This is a genomic window from Subtercola sp. RTI3 (genome assembly GCF_035018625.1).
Lineage (GTDB): Bacteria > Actinomycetota > Actinomycetes > Actinomycetales > Microbacteriaceae > Subtercola > Subtercola vilae.
The window spans coordinates 29,056-44,583 of record NZ_JASJXO010000012.1 but is presented as its reverse complement, the minus strand read 5'-3'; the positions used below and the strand labels follow the sequence as shown (position 1 = coordinate 44,583).

18 protein-coding genes are annotated in these 15,528 nt (G+C 67.4%); 14 read left to right on the top strand and 4 right to left on the bottom strand.

Features of this window, described 5'->3' with window-relative positions; genetic code table 11:
- Nucleotides 1-10: 10 nt before the first annotated feature.
- Both QN358_RS06930 and QN358_RS06925 read left to right on the top strand, forming a co-directional pair.
- Nucleotides 11-2,347 (top strand): UvrD-helicase domain-containing protein, encoded by a 2,337-nt coding sequence (locus QN358_RS06930; protein ID WP_323511957.1) that lies wholly within the window; start codon nucleotides 11-13, stop codon nucleotides 2,345-2,347.
- 31 nt (nucleotides 2,348-2,378) lie between these two features.
- Nucleotides 2,379-2,750 carry an FKBP-type peptidyl-prolyl cis-trans isomerase gene (locus tag QN358_RS06925; RefSeq protein ID WP_136640935.1) on the top strand — a complete coding sequence of 124 codons (372 nt, stop codon included), beginning with the start codon at nucleotides 2,379-2,381 and terminating at the stop codon, nucleotides 2,748-2,750.
- 55 nt (nucleotides 2,751-2,805) lie between these two features.
- Here QN358_RS06925 and QN358_RS06920 read toward each other — a convergent pair whose 3' ends face one another.
- A complete protein-coding gene (locus tag QN358_RS06920; RefSeq protein ID WP_416351966.1) occupies nucleotides 2,806-4,155 on the bottom strand; it encodes an MFS transporter in 1,350 nt (449 codons plus the stop codon).
- Nucleotides 4,156-4,267: 112 nt separating this feature from the next.
- On the opposite strand from QN358_RS06920, the gene QN358_RS06915 reads away from it, so the two are divergent.
- Complete coding sequence (locus tag QN358_RS06915; protein WP_136640933.1) at nucleotides 4,268-4,717, top strand: PaaI family thioesterase; 450 nt, start codon at nucleotides 4,268-4,270, stop codon at nucleotides 4,715-4,717.
- Between the two features lie 43 nt (nucleotides 4,718-4,760).
- Here the strand turns inward: QN358_RS06915 and QN358_RS06910 are convergent, their stop codons facing one another.
- Nucleotides 4,761-5,000 carry a hypothetical protein gene (locus QN358_RS06910; protein ID WP_136640932.1) on the bottom strand — a complete coding sequence of 80 codons (240 nt, stop codon included), beginning with the start codon at nucleotides 4,998-5,000 and terminating at the stop codon, nucleotides 4,761-4,763.
- A 22-nt stretch (nucleotides 5,001-5,022) separates the two neighbouring features.
- Here QN358_RS06910 and crcB (QN358_RS06905) point away from each other — a divergent pair, with 22 nt between their 5' ends.
- The 9 genes from crcB (QN358_RS06905) (at nucleotide 5,023) to QN358_RS06865 (ending at nucleotide 10,614) form a co-directional block, all read left to right on the top strand.
- Complete coding sequence (gene crcB / locus QN358_RS06905) at nucleotides 5,023-5,523, top strand: fluoride efflux transporter CrcB (RefSeq protein WP_323511955.1); 501 nt, start codon at nucleotides 5,023-5,025, stop codon at nucleotides 5,521-5,523.
- Nucleotides 5,524-5,531: 8 nt separating this feature from the next.
- The gene (gene crcB, locus QN358_RS06900; protein WP_323511974.1) at nucleotides 5,532-5,909 is read left to right on the top strand and encodes a fluoride efflux transporter CrcB; all 378 of its coding nucleotides are present in this window, start codon (nucleotides 5,532-5,534) and stop codon (nucleotides 5,907-5,909) included.
- A 107-nt stretch (nucleotides 5,910-6,016) separates the two neighbouring features.
- On the top strand, nucleotides 6,017-6,265 hold the full coding sequence (locus QN358_RS06895) for a hypothetical protein (protein ID WP_323511954.1): 249 nt from the start codon (nucleotides 6,017-6,019) through the stop codon (nucleotides 6,263-6,265).
- A 1-nt stretch (nucleotide 6,266) separates the two neighbouring features.
- Nucleotides 6,267-7,361 carry an FAD:protein FMN transferase gene (locus QN358_RS06890; RefSeq protein ID WP_323511953.1) on the top strand — a complete coding sequence of 365 codons (1,095 nt, stop codon included), beginning with the start codon at nucleotides 6,267-6,269 and terminating at the stop codon, nucleotides 7,359-7,361.
- A 3-nt stretch (nucleotides 7,362-7,364) separates the two neighbouring features.
- On the top strand, nucleotides 7,365-7,922 hold the full coding sequence (locus QN358_RS06885; protein ID WP_136640929.1) for a ferric reductase-like transmembrane domain-containing protein: 558 nt from the start codon (nucleotides 7,365-7,367) through the stop codon (nucleotides 7,920-7,922).
- 5 nt (nucleotides 7,923-7,927) lie between these two features.
- Nucleotides 7,928-9,202, top strand: coding sequence for an NADH-ubiquinone oxidoreductase-F iron-sulfur binding region domain-containing protein (locus tag QN358_RS06880; protein WP_323511973.1), 1,275 nt, complete (start codon nucleotides 7,928-7,930; stop codon nucleotides 9,200-9,202).
- Nucleotides 9,195-9,530 (top strand): ferredoxin, encoded by a 336-nt coding sequence (locus tag QN358_RS06875; RefSeq protein ID WP_323511952.1) that lies wholly within the window; start codon nucleotides 9,195-9,197, stop codon nucleotides 9,528-9,530. Before QN358_RS06880 ends, QN358_RS06875 begins: the two co-directional genes overlap by 8 nt.
- Nucleotides 9,531-9,587: 57 nt before the next feature.
- The gene (gene rpsO / locus QN358_RS06870; protein ID WP_104243121.1) at nucleotides 9,588-9,857 is read left to right on the top strand and encodes a 30S ribosomal protein S15; all 270 of its coding nucleotides are present in this window, start codon (nucleotides 9,588-9,590) and stop codon (nucleotides 9,855-9,857) included.
- A 64-nt stretch (nucleotides 9,858-9,921) separates the two neighbouring features.
- A complete protein-coding gene (locus QN358_RS06865; protein ID WP_323511951.1) occupies nucleotides 9,922-10,614 on the top strand; it encodes a hypothetical protein in 693 nt (230 codons plus the stop codon).
- A gap of 42 nt (nucleotides 10,615-10,656) precedes the next feature.
- Here the strand turns inward: QN358_RS06865 and QN358_RS06860 are convergent, their stop codons facing one another.
- Both QN358_RS06860 and QN358_RS06855 read right to left on the bottom strand, forming a co-directional pair.
- Nucleotides 10,657-11,385, bottom strand: coding sequence for a DUF4214 domain-containing protein (locus QN358_RS06860; RefSeq protein ID WP_323511950.1), 729 nt, complete (start codon nucleotides 11,383-11,385; stop codon nucleotides 10,657-10,659).
- Nucleotides 11,360-11,815 (bottom strand): GH25 family lysozyme, encoded by a 456-nt coding sequence (locus tag QN358_RS06855; RefSeq protein WP_323511949.1) that lies wholly within the window; start codon nucleotides 11,813-11,815, stop codon nucleotides 11,360-11,362. Before QN358_RS06855 ends, QN358_RS06860 begins: the two co-directional genes overlap by 26 nt.
- A gap of 681 nt (nucleotides 11,816-12,496) precedes the next feature.
- On the opposite strand from QN358_RS06855, the gene QN358_RS06850 reads away from it, so the two are divergent.
- Both QN358_RS06850 and QN358_RS06845 read left to right on the top strand, forming a co-directional pair.
- Nucleotides 12,497-14,800, top strand: a complete 2,304-nt coding sequence (locus tag QN358_RS06850; RefSeq protein ID WP_323511948.1) for a polyribonucleotide nucleotidyltransferase — start codon at nucleotides 12,497-12,499, stop codon at nucleotides 14,798-14,800.
- 166 nt (nucleotides 14,801-14,966) lie between these two features.
- A complete protein-coding gene (locus QN358_RS06845; RefSeq protein WP_136640923.1) occupies nucleotides 14,967-15,488 on the top strand; it encodes a hypothetical protein in 522 nt (173 codons plus the stop codon).
- Nucleotides 15,489-15,528: the final 40 nt, after the last annotated feature.

The following is a 15,528-nucleotide window of genomic DNA, read 5'->3' as shown; positions in this document are numbered from 1 at the left end:
GGTACCGAACGTGGCTTCAGCCGAACTTGACCGTGAACGTGCGTATGTAGAGAAGCTGTATGAACGGCTCGATGAACTGAGAACGGATGCCCACAAGCAGCTTCAGCGAGTTCACAGCCAAGACGTCGGTGGCAACCACCAGAGCCGCTCGGAGCGCGACGCGTTCGCGCGGGTGTTCGAAGACCGCATCGCCCAGCTGAACGAGGTCGACGAGCGGCTCGCGTTCGGGCGCCTCGAGTCGGTCGCTGCGCCGGCCCCCGCTGTGGCCGGCGCGTCGGGCGCGGAAGGCGATGCAGGCGCCGACGCCGACGCCGACAGAGACGCCGACCCCGACCCCGACGACGACACCCCGTTTCGCTACATCGGCCGCATAGGCCTTCGCGACGAGAACCTGAAGCCGATACTGCTCGACTGGCGTGTACCCCAGGCGGGCCCCTTCTACCAGGCCACTGCGGCCACTCCGATGGGCATCCGGTCGCGGCGTCACCTGCTGAGCAAGGGCCGGCGCATCGTCAAGATCGAAGACGAGATCTTCGACAGCGAGGGCCTCACCGACGATGAGGCGAGCCAGCTTCAGGGCGAGGGTGCGCTGATGGCGTCGCTCACCACCGAGCGCACCGGTCGGATGCACGACATCGTGGCGACCATCCAGGCCGAGCAAGACCGCATCATTCGAAGCGACCTCGCTGGCGTGCTCGTCGTGCAGGGCGGCCCCGGCACCGGCAAGACCGCCGTGGCGCTGCACCGCGCCGCGTACCTGCTGTACTCGCACCGCGACCGGCTGAAGTCGTCGGGTGTACTCGTGGTGGGCCCCTCGCGCGCTTTTCTGCAGTACATCGAGGCGGTGCTGCCGAGCCTCGGCGAGACCGGCGTTGTGCTCGCGAGCGTGGGCCAGCTCTACCCGGGGGTCGACGCGATCACCGAAGACGAGCCAGAGGTCGCCGTCGTGAAGGGCGAGACCGCTATGGCGAGCCTCATCGAACGCGCCATCCGCTCGCGCCAGCGGGTACCCGCCGAGCCGCAGCAGCTCGACGTGAACGGCGAGCCGCTCACCCTCGAGCCGCACGTGATCGCGAATGCCATCGCCCGGGCCAACGAGAAGCGAAAGCCGTACAACGAGGCCCGGGTGTCGTTCGTCAAGACCGCCCTGAACGACCTCACGCGTGCCCTGGCCGCTCAGCTGCGCTCGCACGGCAACACGGTCGACGAAGACGACTACGGCATGCTGCGCGAAGACCTGCGCTCGGCGTACGACGTCAAGGTCGCGCTGAACACCGCGTGGATCCCGCTCAGCCCGCAGAAGCTTCTGCAAGACCTCTACGCCCGGCCGCAGTGGCTCGCCGAGCTGACCCCGACCTGGAGCCCAGCCAAACGCGCCCTGCTGCGCCGCGACAGAGACGCGCCGTTCACGGTGTCCGACATTCCGCTTCTCGATGAGGCGGCCGAGCACCTCGGAGAGCACAACGAGCGCTCGGCGGCGCTCGATCGGGAGAACAAGCAGCAGCGCAAGCGCGACATCGAGAACGCCGAGAACGCCATTCGCAACATGGACGTCGAGGGTCTCGTGCACGCCGAAGACCTCGCTGACAACTTCGCCGAGCTTGCCTCCCGCGGCACGACGGCCGAACGCGCCGCCGCAGACCGCACGTGGACGTACGGGCACATCGTGGTCGACGAGGCCCAGGAGCTGTCGCCGATGCAGTGGCGGCTGCTCCGCCGCCGCGGGCCGATGCGCTCGTTCACCATCGTGGGCGACATCGCCCAGGCCAGCGCGGCCGCGAGTGCCAGCAGCTGGCGAGAGGCCGTTCTGCCGCTGGTCGGCCGGGCGAAGCTCGGCGACGGCTGGCGCCTCGAAGAGCTCACGGTGAACTACCGCACTCCCACGCAGATCGCCGACGCGGCACAGCAGATGGCCGAAGAACACGGGCTGCCGGTGACCCGGTCGACGTCGGTGCGGCAGAGTGAATGGCCGATTGTGACAGTGCGGGCATCCGGTGCCGGCGATGACGTGCTCGCCCAGGCGGTTCTGGATGCCGTCACCGCCGACCGCGAGATCGACAGTCGCGGCACCATCGGTGTCATCGCTACGCCCGCCGCCCTCGACTCGGTCTTCAGTGCGCTCGCGCAGGCGTTGCCCGGCGAAACCGGCCTCGGTGCGGTCGGACTCACCCGCCAGGTCGCCGTGATGACCCCGCAAGAGGCGAAGGGCCTCGAGTTCGACTCGGTGGTGATCGTCGATCGCACGGCCATTCTCGAGGGCAGCACGCGCGGGGCGTCGGCGCTGTACGTGTCGATGACCAGGCCGACGCAGCGGCTCACCATCGTCGAACGCGGGTCTTCGCTTTGACGTCGGGGCCGCGGCCCGGTTTGATAGAGGGATGACAGATCTCAACGCAAAACCCGAAATCGAATTTCCTGACGGCCCGGCCCCCGAGGGCCTCGAAATCATCGACATCGTCGTGGGCGACGGCGCTGAGGCGGCCGCCGGCTCGACCGTCGACGTGCACTACCTCGGTGTCGACTACGAGTCGGGCGACGAGTTCGACTCGTCGTGGAGCCGCGGCTCGTCGATCAACTTTCCGCTGCGCCAGCTCATCGCCGGCTGGCAGCAGGGCATTCCCGGCATGAAGGTCGGCGGGCGCCGCAAGCTCACCGTTCCGCCGCAGCTGGCGTACGGCCCCGCGGGCGGCGGCCACCAGCTCTCGGGTCGCACCCTCATCTTCGTGATCGACCTGCTGGGCGTCAGCTAGAAAACTGCACGGCTGCCGCACCTCTGCGTCAGTTCGCTTGCCACTCGCGCCGATCCTACGGGGTCGGCGCGAGTGCGTCGTAGGCCCTGAACCGCTTGTTCGCGCGCATCAGCACCACAATGAGTGCCATGATCACGAAACCGCCCAGCAGCGGCGGAAACCACACCGCCGCGACGGTCGCCAGAATGCCCACGTAGGCATCGCCGAGGCGTGGGCCGCCGCTGACCACCACGATGAACACACCCTGGATGCGGCCGCGCATGTTGTCGGGAACGGCCGCCTGCAGCACCGTGTTGCGAAAGATCGAACTGACATTGTCGGCCGCACCAGAGCCGGCCAGGAGGATTGCCGCAACGATCAGCGCCGGAATGTTCGCATCGTCGATCGACTCGGTCACCGGGTGCAGCCCGCTGGTGCCGATCCTGCTCGCCACCAGCAGCACGACACCGAAGGCCGCGATGAACGCGCCGTAGACCGTGATGGCGCGGCCGATGGCCCGGCCCTGCCAGCGCACGTGACCGAGTCGCCCCGAGAAGACGCTGCTGAGCAGCGCACCGATGGCCGCGGCCGCGGTGAGAATTCCCACGGTTATCGCGCCGCCGCCGAGCAGCAGCGCGCCGACAGCCGGGAACAGAACTCGGGGCTGCCCGAAGGTCATCGCGACGATATCGACGATGAACGACATGCGCACGTTCGGTGAGCTCTTCAGAAACGCCATTCCGTCGACCAGCGACGAGAAGCCGGGCCGGCGTTTGTCGCCCTCGGGAATGATGGCGGGCAGCGCGACGATGCCGAGGAACGCGAAGACGAAGAGGGCGACGTCGACGGTGTACGTCCACTGCAGCCCCACGCTGGCGACGAGCACACCCGCGAGGGCCGGCCCGACCGTGATCTGCGCGCCCACGCTGATGCCGCCGAGGGCAGAGGCCGCGGGCAGCAGGCGAGCGGGCAGCAGGCGCGGCACGATCGACGAACGGGTTGCACCGATCACCGTCGCGGCGACCGCGATGAGGGTGGCGAGCAGGTAGAACGGCCAGACCACATCGACGTGCATCCAGGCCAGCAGGGCCAGCGTCGCGGTCGACACCCAAGCGACGATGGCCGAGATGAGCGCTACGAGGCGCCGGTCGAACGAGTCGGCGAGAATGCCGCCGTACAGCCCGAACACGATCATCGGCACGAGGGCGAAGACGCCCACCAGTGACACGGCGAAGGTGGAGTTCGTCAGGTCGTAGATGTGCAGCCCCACAGCGACGATGGTCATCTGGCCGCCGATGCCCGAGATCGCGCCGCCGAGCCACAGACGGGCGAACGCCGGGCTCTCCCTGAGCGGGGTGAGATCGACGAAGCGGCTGTGCTTAGCCGGGGCCTCGGTCAGCACAGGATGGTTCGGGTCGCTCACTATTTTTTTCGCATTCGGTTCAGTTGACTGTGGGAGGTGCACAATGCACGCGGCCATTCGCTGGCGAGAGCGATAACCTCGCCTCGCAGACGCGCATTCCCGTAAAGGACACACTATGACTCTCGCTGACGAAGCCGCTCCCGCCCTGACGGGCCTCGAACAGATGCGCGCAATGCTGGCGCTCGGTCGCCGCCCAGCCATCGGCGAGACGATGGAGTTCGACCTGGTCGAGATCGATGCGGGCAGGGCGGTGTTCGTGGGCACCCCGACGGCTCGGGTGTACAACCCCATCGGCTCGGTGCACGGTGGGTATGCCGCCACCCTGCTCGACTCGGCCTGCGGCTGCGCGGTTCACTCGCTGCTCACCGCAGATCAGGCGTACACGACCCTCGAACTGAAGGTGTCGTACCTGCGGGCCATGACGGTCGACACCGGCGAGGTTCGCGCCGAGGCCACCGTCATCAAGATGGGCGGCCGGGCGGCATTCACCGAGGCGCGACTGACGGATGCCCAGGGCCGACTGCTGGCCACGGCCACGTCGACCCTGCTGGTCATGCAGCGCTGACACCCAGACGGTTCAGCGCCGCTTGAGCGCAGACGCAGTGGGGTCAGTCTTTTCGGTTCCAGTCGTCAGCCCGCTCGACATACCCGCTGACAACCTCGATGAGGTCTTTGTCGGGAACGTACGCCGGGTCGCGGTCGTACTTGACCAGTTCTTTCTGCAGTCGCTCGATCTCTTCGTCGATCTCGAGAACGACAATGGCGTTGGACTGCACCTGGTCGAGGTTCACCAGCATGTCGAGTGCTTTTTCGATGTCTGCTCGGCCACCGAATTCGTAGTTGCTCATGGGCTGAGTTTAGGCTGTGCTGGTGAGTTCACCGCAGCAGCTTCCCCTCGACAGCGATGTCGAGGTCGACGACTCCACTGCCGCGGGGCGCTTCGAAGTCGCCGTGCACCTGCGCCCGTCATCTCTCGGGTTGGTCGCACTCGGCGGTGCCATCGGTACTGCGGCGCGCTACCTCCTCTCGGCCGCCTACCCCGCCATCGACGGGTTGCCCGTCACGACCTTCGGCATCAACCTGATGGGCGCCTTCCTCCTCGGTGTGCTTCTCGAGTCTCTCTCCCGCAGGGGCAGCGACGCGGGGCGGCGGCGAGCGCTGCGGCTTCTGCTCGGTACCGGGGTGATGGGCGGCTTCACGACCTACAGCGCGCTCTCGGTCGACACCGTGACGCTTCTCGGGGCGGGGCGCATTCTCGAGGGCATCCTGTACGCCCTCGGCACCGTGGTTCTGGGTGCCCTGGCCAGCATCGGGGGCATCGCCCTCAGCTCGTGGCTTCACGCGCGTCGGCGCCGGATGCCCGCCTCGTGAACCCCGTCATGTTGGCCATCGCCGTTGCGGTGTGCGGCGGCGCGGGAGCCGTGGCTCGGTTTGTGCTCGATGGCGTGATTCGCTCGCGCACCTCGGTGCGGTACCCGGTCGGAACGACCGTCATCAACATCAGTGGTTCGCTGCTGCTCGGCCTCGTCACCGGGCTCGCGCTCGGTGCGGTCATCTCGAGCGACGTGCGGCTCATCCTGGGCACCGGTCTGCTCGGCGGCTACACCACCTTCAGCACGGCGAGCTTCGAGACGGTACGGCTGGTGCAAGGGCGGCGGTACGGCGCGGCACTGCTGAACGGCGTCGGAATGCTCGTTGTGGCCGTGGCCGCTGCTGCCGCGGGTTTTGCGCTGGCGACACTCATGGGCTGCTCATAGAAAGCTCCGATGGTTCTTCACGTCAGCGCACGCAGACTGACAGCACGAAAGAACCATGTGGCGCCGTCGAATGTCAGGGCGGTACCACGATCACCGGGAGGCACCAGATGAATCTGAGACAGTCGGGCAAGCGACGAGCCGCTGTGGTCACCGCCGTCGTCGGGGGAGCGAGCTTGGTTGCGGCCGCCTTCACCACGGCCGCCCTGTGGGTCAGCACGCCCGGTTCGTCGAGCTCGAGCACCGTGGCGACGAGCGAGCAGAGTACGTCTGACTCTTCGGCCGCGACAAACTCCGGCAGCTCCTCCGTCTCGACCGGACGCGGCCATTCCTCGCACGCGACGTCGGGTGGTTCCTGAGATGGCCGACACGCTTGACACGGCCGACCAGCTGCCGGAGAACATCACCGCACCCGACACGGCGGCGCGCGAGTGGAGCGTCTGGAGCACCACCGCCCGGGTGGTCGTCACCGACGCCCTGGCGATCGACCGGGCATCCGAACTCGTCGCCGATGTGCTGGGCGAGGTGGGGCGTGCCTGCAACAGGTTCTCGCCCGACTCCGAACTGGTGCGCCTGCAACCCCGGCTGGCCGAGGGTGCCGAGGTGAGTGACCTGCTCGCGCTGCTCGTTCGCACCGCGTTGGGCGCCGCGCGGTTCACCGACGGCGCCGTCGACCCCACCCTCGGCGCGGTCTTGGCCCGGCTCGGGTACGACCGTGACATCGGAGAGCTGCGGGCGCCGCGGGCCGGTGTCGGCGAGCTCTCCGACCTTCGCGGGGCAGCTGGTGCGTCTCCCGTCGTCACCCTGTCGACCTCGATTCTCGGCTGGCGGCGGGTCACTCTCACGGCCGTGCCCGCACGCCCCGATGCAGTGCCGTGCGAGGCACCGCCGCGAGATCGGCCACTGCGGAGCGCCCGCCGACACCTCCTCACTGTGCCCGCCGACCTCACCCTCGACCTCGGAGCAACCGCCAAGGCCCTCGCCGCCGACCTCGCCGCGGCCCGCGTGTTCGCCGAGCTCGGCTGCGGTGTGCTCGTGAGCCTCGGCGGCGACATTGCCACCGCAGGCGCCGCCCCCGACGGCGGCTGGCAGATCACCGTGTGCGACCTGCCCGGCGACCCGTCGTGCGTCATCACCCTGGCAGCAGGCCAGGCCCTCGCCACCTCGAGCACACAGAAGCGCCGCTGGGTGTCGAACGGGCGGGCGCTGCACCACATTCTCGACCCGGCACAGGGGCTGCCCGCCGCACCCATCTGGAAGACGGTCACGGTGGCCGCCGCGAGCTGTGTCGAGGCGAATTCGCTGAGTACGGCATCCATTGTTCGCGGGCGAAGCGCCATTGCCTGGCTCGCTCGCCGAAACACCGCAGCGAGGCTGGTGACCGCCGAGACCCGCGTTCTGAGCCTCGGTGGCTGGCCCGACGAGAACAGCGTTCACGTACGGGCGGCGGGCTGAACCATGGATGAGGCACTCTGGGCCATTGGCCGCGCAACCGGCATCGTCTCGATGGTCACGCTCACCCTGGCCGTGGTGCTGGGTATTGTCACGCGGTCGGGCCGCCCGCTGCCGGGGCTTCCCCGCTTCTCTGTGACGCTCGTGCATCGCAACCTGTCGCTCGTTTCGTGCGTCTTTCTGTTGGTGCACATCGTCTCGCTGTTCTTCGATTCTTTCGCCCAGCTCACCCTGCTCGACTTCGTCGTACCGTTCTTCGGCAGTTTTCTGCCGTTCTGGCAGGGCCTCGGAACCGTGGGAGTCGATCTTCTGATCGCGGTCGTCGTCACGAGCCTGCTGCGCAACCGCATCGGCCTCCGCGCTTTTCGCGTCGTGCACTGGCTCACCTATGTGCTCTGGCCTGTCGCCCTCGCGCACGCCATCGGCAACGGCACCAACGGTACGAGCGGCTGGTTTCTCGTCATCGCCGGCATCAGCACGGCCCTTGTTCTCGGGGCCGTGGCCTGGCGGGTCTCGGCCCGTTTCATCGAGTTTCGAACCGTTCGAACGGGTGAGGTCTCGTGACGGTGATGGATGCAGCACCACACCTCCCCGTGAACACCTCTGCGCCGCGGGGCACGGCTCGCTTGTTTCTCGCCGCGGGCACGTCGTTCGCCGCCCACCTTCGCGCGTACGGAGCACTCCCACCGACCCTCCCCGGCGCCACCCGGGCTGGTGCCGGCGCTCCCGCCAACGCAGAGACCGTCATCGAGCAGGTGCGGGCAGCCGGCCTCGACGGCCGGGGTGGCGCCGGGTTTCCCGTGTGGCGAAAACTCGCCTCCACCCGCTCACACGCCAGCGGTCGTGGTTCGCGCCCTGCCGTCGTGATAGCGAACGGCTCAGAGGGCGAACCGCTCAGCCGCAAAGACCACGCGCTGCTGAGCCTTGCGCCGCACCTCGTGATCGACGGGCTGTTGCTCTGTGCCGCGGCGGTGGGGGCATCCGATCTGCACTTCTTCACGACGGCCGAGCTTGCTCCCGGTGTGCTGCGCGCCCTCGGCGAGCGGCCCGATGCCCGGCACGTGAAGGTGCTCGTCACCCCCGAAGCATTCGTCGCGGGTGAGGCGACGGCGGTGGTGAACGCCGTCGAGCGGGCGGTCAGTGTTCCGCGCGACCACGTGTTGCATCTCAGCGAGGCGGGGCTGAAGGGCCGGCCGACACTCGTTCAGAACGTCGAAACTCTCGCCCAGCTGGCACTCATCGCCCGATTCGGGGCCGAGTGGTTTCGTTCGATCGGCACCGAGCAGGAGCCGGGAACGCGCCTGGTGACGGTCTGCGGAGACGTGGCCACGCCTCAGGTGCTCGAGGTGGCCGGTGGTACGCCACTGAGCGTGCTCATTGCCGCCGCGGGTGGAGCTTCGGCACCCGTCAGTGCCGTGCTCGTCGGCGGCTACCACGGCGCGTGGGTTCCCGCCCCGGCCCTCGACACGCCCCTGTCGCGCGAAGCGCTCAGCCCCTTCGGCGCGGCGCCCAGTGCCGGTGTGGTCTTCGTTCTGTCATCTGCCCGCTGCGGGCTCGAGACGGCCGCGGGCATTGCCACCTACCTTGCCGAGCAGTCGGCCGGGCAGTGCGGTCCCTGCGTGAACGGGCTGCCGGCCATGGCCGGCGTGCTCTCCCGCATCGCCTCGCGGGCACGCGACCCGCGGTTGCCCGCCGAGGTCGCCCGACTCGCCGATTTCGTCACCGGCCGCGGTTCGTGCTCCCACCCCGACGGCACGGCGCGATTCGTGCTCAGCTCGCTCTCGGTTTTCGCTTCGGATGTTCGCGCCCACCTGGCCTCAAGCTGCGAGGTGCACGGTGCCTGACCCGCGCCCGCCCCGACCGGACGCCGCCGCAGCCGCAGCCGCGGCTGCCGCTGCCGCAGCCGCAGCTGACCGGGCCGTCCTCCACATCGACTGGACTCTCTGCGACGGCCGCGGGCTCTGCACCGAACTTCTGCCCGAGCTGCTGGGCCGCGACGAGTGGGGCTACCCGCTCGCCCTGAACCGACCCGTCTCCGAGAGATCGAACGTTCCCGTCGAGAGGTCGTTGCTGCCCGCAGCACGCGATGCGATCGCCCTCTGCCCCCGCCAGGCCCTGCGGCTCACAGAATCTGCTAAACTCACGAGGTTGCCGTCAAACGGCCGCGGATAAAGAGAGCTCACGCACCCAGCGACGAGCGCCGCGCAACTAAGAGAATAGGGGTCATCTATGCCGTTAACGCCAGATGCCAAGAAAGCCATCATCGACGAGTACGCCACCCACCCAGGTGACACCGGTTCTCCCGAGGTTCAGGTCGCAATGCTGACCACACGAATCCTCGATTTGACCGAGCACCTGAAGTTTCACAAGCACGACCACCACTCACGTCGTGGCCTGTTGCTGCTGGTCGGCCAGCGTCGCCGTCTCCTCGGCTACCTGCAGAGCGTCGACATCGAGCGTTACCGCTCGCTGATCGCCCGCCTGGGCCTTCGCCGATAGTCGCTTTGTTTGGCAGAGTGGGCCGTTCTCCTGCGGGGGAGCGGCCCATTTTCACACCATGACCATGTCACCGAACCTCCCGCCGGCCCGCGACTTCTCGCGCCCGCGCCGCGCACCCCGGCAGAAGCTGCCGCTCTGGCGCTGGGATCCGTTCCTGGTCGCCGCCGTTCTCGGCTTCTCGATTGTCGCCGCTCTCTTCCAGCGCCTCGACATCGCGGTCGTGAGTCCCATCGCCCTCACGCTGCTGCTCAGCGCGGCGGTGCTCGCCGCGCTCCTCGAGGTGCTGCCGTTCTTCGTGCATCGCCTGCGCCGCGACGGTGAGGGCTCGCTCGCTCTGACGCCAGAGACCGAGCTGCTGCCCCCCGGGCATCCGGTCGCCGCGGCTGGCAGCGCGCCGCGTGACAGCACCACCCACGACAGCACCGCCCACGACAGCACGCTGCCGGTCGTGGATGCCCAGCGGCACCAGGGCAGCATCGAAGCCGCGCTGGCGAAGGGCGGCCCCGAGTTCGTGGCAGTGCTCGTTCCGCGCGCCACCGCCTGGATGGGCCGCGACTACCGCGTCGCCGTCGATCTTCTCGTGGGGGAGCGCCTGTACCGTGCGGGCTTTCTGCCGCGGGAGTCAGACCAGGCCATCGCTGCCCAGCTGGTGCCGTTTGCCGACCGGAAACAGTACCGAACCGTGCCGGTGGGCATCCGTACCACCACGAAGGGCCGCGTCATCACCGTCGACGTCGGCCCCCTGCTCGCGCCGTAGCCGGCCGGGCACGGGCCACACCCGCACGCAGCCGACTCGCGCTCAGCGTGTCTGGGCCCGGTTGAAGTACTCGTCGCTGCCCGTGATGCCGGCTCGCAGCCCCGAGTCACCGATCTGCAGCGCGAGGTTCACCCAGGTCTGTAGGTCTGACGGGTCGAGTGAGCGGCCCAGATAGACCTTGTACATCGCGTTCACGCGCTCGGTGATGGTCTCGGTCGAATCCCAGAAGCATGCGATGACCCAATCGCGACCGTTCTGGGCAGCCAGCTGCGACCAGAAGCTATAGTCTGACGCACCACACTGGCGCCCCAGCAGAGTTGGATACAGCGATGCAACAAATCCGGTGTTGGTGCTGCCGTGCTGCCGTGCTGCCGTGCTGCCGTGCTGCAAGAAGTACTCCTGCGAGGCGTACAGGCTGGTCTCGATGTCGTCGGTGGTGATCACGCCTGCGCGCATGGTATTCAGCCAGTTCACTCGGCCGCGTGGGTCAGGGGCGCGGCCCAGAATGCTCTGGTACGCCGCGTCGATGCGGTCGAGTCGGTACTCATCGCTGCCGACGAAGCCGGCTGAGATCGAGCCGCGCGGGTAGCCGGCCGCCAGTCGTGCCTCCCAGAAGTTGATGTCGTCAGACGAGGGCGCTCGACCGAGGTAGTCGCCGTACAGCGCGGTGATGTATCTCGCGTCGAGTGAGGTGCCGCCGGTGGGCGTTGCCCCGTTCGAGGCGAACAGGTTCAGTGACGAGTAGTCACCGTTGAACAAGGTCTTGGTCACCGAGGAAGACGCCCGAATCGGCGTACTGCCAGAGCGAGTACGTGTTCCAGGTGGCCGGTAGCTGGCCGGCGCCGGTCGACAGATTGTCGACCCAGTAGGCCACCAACAGCGAGTTCGAGGCGAAACTGCGGTTGCCGCCGGTGCAGAGGTTCCACCAGTTGGTGGTGGTGTAGATGGCTGGCAGCGTGCCGGTGAGCGAGAGCACAGTGTTCGAGAACTTGGTGATCCAGGCCACCATCGCGGGCTGGCTGAGGCCGTAGCAGCTGTTGGTGCCGTCTGAGGAAGTGTAAGGGTCGTACTCGATGTCGAGCATCGGTGGCAGTGTTTGGCCGTCGTTCGACCAGGTACCGCCGTGGGTGACGAAGTACGAGGCCTGCACGGCACCGGTCGACTCGTACGTGTTCGCGAAGTGGTAGGCACCGCGCACCATGCCCACTTGTTTGGCATTGCTGAACTGGCTGCTGGACGAACTGCTGGTGCAGTCGTTGCTCGGTTGCCTTGATGTACACGAAGCGGGCACCGTTAGCCCATGCTGCGTTCCAGTCAGAGGAGTTCAGCTGCTGCCAGCCGCTGATGTCTATTCCGAGAACGTGTGTGCTCGAGACGGCGTTGGCTGTGGCATCCGGTGTCGCATTCTCGGGCACGGCCTGAATGCTCGCTTCGGCCGATGACCTGCCGCCCGCGGCCGACGGCTCGAACGTCGGAAGGGTCGACCCGAGCGTGTGGTTGTGCGCTGCGTTCATCTGATCGAGTGCGTAGTCGCCCGTCGGTGCGACCGGCGGACCTCCTGGGGATGTGGGAACGGGTGATGGCGACGTGACCGCGAACGACGGTGCGGCTCCGCCGAAGACGGCGACCGCAAGAGAGAGGAGGCGACGGCAGCGATGCCCAGACGCAGAGCTTTGTTCATAATGCGCAACCATATGGTGCTCCCGGCGTGCTGCCTAGGTCTGCGGCGCGCGCGCTGATAGACTGAGCTTGCAACAAATGGAGTGGGCTGGTATGCGTCTCGCTGTTCCCCCGCTCCCAGGAAGATCGTGTTCCACACGGGAATGCGACGTTCTACGCGCCGGGATGGCGCGGAACACCATACAGAAGGAGAAACCCCCATATGGAGGGTCCAGAAATCAAATTCGCCGAAGCCGTTCTTGACAACGGTTCATTCGGCACCCGCACGATTCGCTTCGAGACCGGCCGCCTCGCGCAGCAGGCTCAGGGTGCTGTCGCTGCGTACCTCGATGAAGAAACCATGCTGCTGAGCGCCACAAGCGTCTCGAAGCACCCGAAAGACAACTTCGACTTCTTCCCTCTCACCATCGACGTCGAAGAGCGTTCGTATGCTGCGGGCAAGATCCCCGGCTCGTTCTTCCGCCGCGAAGGCCGCCCCTCGACCGAGGCCATCCTGGTCTGCCGTCTGATCGACCGGCCGCTGCGCCCGTCGTTCGTCACCGGCCTCCGCAACGAGGTTCAGGTCGTCATCACCGTGCTGTCGATCGCTCCTGGCGAGTTCTACGACGCACTGGCCATCAACGCGGCATCCGCGTCGAGCCAGATCTCGGGCGTTCCGTTCTCGGGCCCCATCGGTGCCGTGCGCCTCGCGCTCATCGGTTCGCAGTGGGTTGCATTCCCGAACGCCGCCCAACTGCAGGAGGCCGTCTTCGACATCGTCGTCGCCGGTCGCGTCGTGACCGACAAGAACGGCCAGACCGACGTCGCCATCATGATGGTCGAAGCTGAGGCCACCGAGCACAGCTGGAACCTGATCCAGGCCGGCGCCACCAAGCCCGACGAGGCTGTTGTCAGCCAGGGCCTGCAGGCGTCGAAGCCGTTCATCAAGCAGCTCGTCGAGGCCCAGGCCTCACTTGCGACGCAGGCCGCGAAGCCGGTTGCCGAGTACCCCGTCTTCCTGCCGTACTCGAAGGCCTCGTACGACGCGGTCGCCGAGCTCAGCTACGACGAGCTCGTCGCCACCTACCAGATCGCCGACAAGATCGAGCGCCAAGACGCCGACGACGCGCTCAAGGCTCGCGTGAAAGAGGCCATCACGGCCAAGGTTGAGGCCGGAACGCTCGAGGCCATCGTGCTCTCCGAGTTCTCGGCTGCATACAAGTCGGTCACGAAGGTGGTCGTTCGCGGCCGTATCCTCCGCGACGGAATCCGCATCGACGGCCGTGGTCTCAGCGACATCCGCCCGCTCGATGCCGAAGTCGAGGTCATTCCCCGCGTGCACGGTTCGGCTATCTTCCAGCGCGGCGAGACCCAGATCCTGGGCGTCACCACGCTGAACATGCTGAAGATGGAGCAGCAGATCGACTCGCTGAGCCCCGTCACCAAGAAGCGTTACATGCACCACTACAACTTCCCGCCCTACTCGACCGGTGAGACCGGCCGCGTGGGTACCCCGAAGCGTCGCGAGATCGGGCACGGCTTCCTCGCCGAGCGCGCCCTCGTGCCGGTGCTGCCGTCGCGTGAAGACTTCCCGTACGCCATCCGCCAGGTGTCAGAGGCCCTCGGGTCGAACGGCTCCACCTCGATGGGCTCGGTCTGTGCATCCACCCTGTCGCTGCTGAACGCCGGTGTGCCGCTGCGCGCACCCGTCGCCGGTATCGCCATGGGTCTTGTCTCCGACGAGGTCGACGGGGAGACGCGTTACGCGGCCCTCACCGACATCCTCGGTGCAGAAGACGCGCTCGGCGACATGGACTTCAAGGTCGCCGGTACGAGTGAGTTCATCACGGCCATCCAGCTCGACACCAAGCTCGACGGTATTCCCACGTCGGTGCTCGATGGCGCGCTCGGCCAGGCCAAGGCTGCCCGCACCGCCATTCTCGAGGTGCTGAACGCTGCGATCTCCACCCCCGACGAGATGGCGCCCACCGCGCCTCGCGTCATCTCGGTGCAGATCCCCGTCGACAAGATCGGTGAGCTGATCGGGCCGAAGGGCAAGACCATCAACCAGATCCAAGACGACACCGGCGCCGACATCTCGATCGAAGACGACGGTACCGTCTACATCGGTGCGGTTGACGGCCCCTCGGCTGAGGCCGCTCGCATGGCGGTCAACGCCATCGCGAACCCCCTCAACCCCGAGGTCGGCGAGCGCTTCCTGGGTACGGTCGTCAAGATCGCCACCTTCGGCGCGTTCGTCTCGCTCATGCCCGGCAAAGACGGCCTGCTGCATATCAGCGAGGTTCGTAAGCTCGCCGGTGGCAAGCGTGTCGAGAACGTCGAAGACGTGCTCGGCGTCGGCCAGAAGATCCAGGTCGAGATCACCAAGATCGACGACCGCGGAAAGCTGTCGCTCGCTCCGGTGATCGACGAGGCCGAGCTCGACAACAACCTTGTTGCCGTCTCTGCCGACACCGAGGGTTCCGCCGCCCACAGCGAGGGCCCCTCGGCTCCCGCCGAAGGCTAGTCACCTCGCGCTGCAGCACGATCGCAGCGCACGTACCATCCGCCGCGCCGACGCCCAGCGTCCTGCGGCACCGGATGCCCGTCACCCTCCTCGCCCCGCGAGAAGTGGTGGCGGGCATCCGTCGTTCTCCGGGCCTGCCCGCCTGATGCCGAGGTAAGCTCACCCCGTGAATCACGAGCGTGAGCGTATTCGGGCAATGGAGGGGCTGCGGCTGGCATGCACCGCTGCCGAAATTGCCTTTCCCCGGTACGTCGAGTGGTCAGCATCGCCATTCGGCGGCGCTCTGGCCGACGCGAGGCTGTTTGCCCGGTGCACAGCTGACCGCTCGTGCGCAGGCGAACCGCACGAGTCTGATGTCGACCGGGTGTGGTGGCGGGTGCGCGAACGGCTCGTCGAGCGTTTTGGCGCTGCACGTGTCGATCAGGCCACCGAGGCAGCCTTCGCGGAGCCCGCATTCGTGCGCTCCGAACGGGTCTTCGACGCATTGTGCGCCGATGTGCCGCCTGAGGTTGTGTGGGGCACCGGCGAGGGCGGGTCGCTGCTCGCCAGAACGCGCACCGTGGAACTGCTTTCGGGGTTCAGTGCCGAAGGGTACGGCGCGTGGCAGGGGTACGCGATGATCGCCCACAGCACCGAGTGGTGTTGGCTCCGCCGTGCCTACGCTGTTTTTGTGCTGCCGCCCGGGTAATGGGCTTGTACCACGCGGGCCGCTGGGCGACGGACATCGG

Coding starts and splice junctions, on each gene's coding strand:
- QN358_RS06880 (WP_323511973.1), top strand. CDS start 7,928: ATGGATGCAGCACCACACCTCCCCGTGAACACCTCTGCGCCGCGGGGC.
- QN358_RS06885 (WP_136640929.1), top strand. CDS start 7,365: ATGGATGAGGCACTCTGGGCCATTGGCCGCGCAACCGGCATCGTCTCG.
- QN358_RS06855 (WP_323511949.1), bottom strand. CDS start 11,815: ATGGTGCGCGGTGCCTACCACTTCGCGAACACGTACGAGTCGACCGGT.
- QN358_RS06910 (WP_136640932.1), bottom strand. CDS start 5,000: ATGAGCAACTACGAATTCGGTGGCCGAGCAGACATCGAAAAAGCACTC.
- QN358_RS06925 (WP_136640935.1), top strand. CDS start 2,379: ATGACAGATCTCAACGCAAAACCCGAAATCGAATTTCCTGACGGCCCG.
- QN358_RS06895 (WP_323511954.1), top strand. CDS start 6,017: ATGAATCTGAGACAGTCGGGCAAGCGACGAGCCGCTGTGGTCACCGCC.
- QN358_RS06915 (WP_136640933.1), top strand. CDS start 4,268: ATGACTCTCGCTGACGAAGCCGCTCCCGCCCTGACGGGCCTCGAACAG.
- rpsO (WP_104243121.1), top strand. CDS start 9,588: ATGCCGTTAACGCCAGATGCCAAGAAAGCCATCATCGACGAGTACGCC.
- crcB (WP_323511974.1), top strand. CDS start 5,532: ATGTTGGCCATCGCCGTTGCGGTGTGCGGCGGCGCGGGAGCCGTGGCT.
- QN358_RS06865 (WP_323511951.1), top strand. CDS start 9,922: ATGTCACCGAACCTCCCGCCGGCCCGCGACTTCTCGCGCCCGCGCCGC.
- QN358_RS06850 (WP_323511948.1), top strand. CDS start 12,497: ATGGAGGGTCCAGAAATCAAATTCGCCGAAGCCGTTCTTGACAACGGT.
- QN358_RS06890 (WP_323511953.1), top strand. CDS start 6,267: ATGGCCGACACGCTTGACACGGCCGACCAGCTGCCGGAGAACATCACC.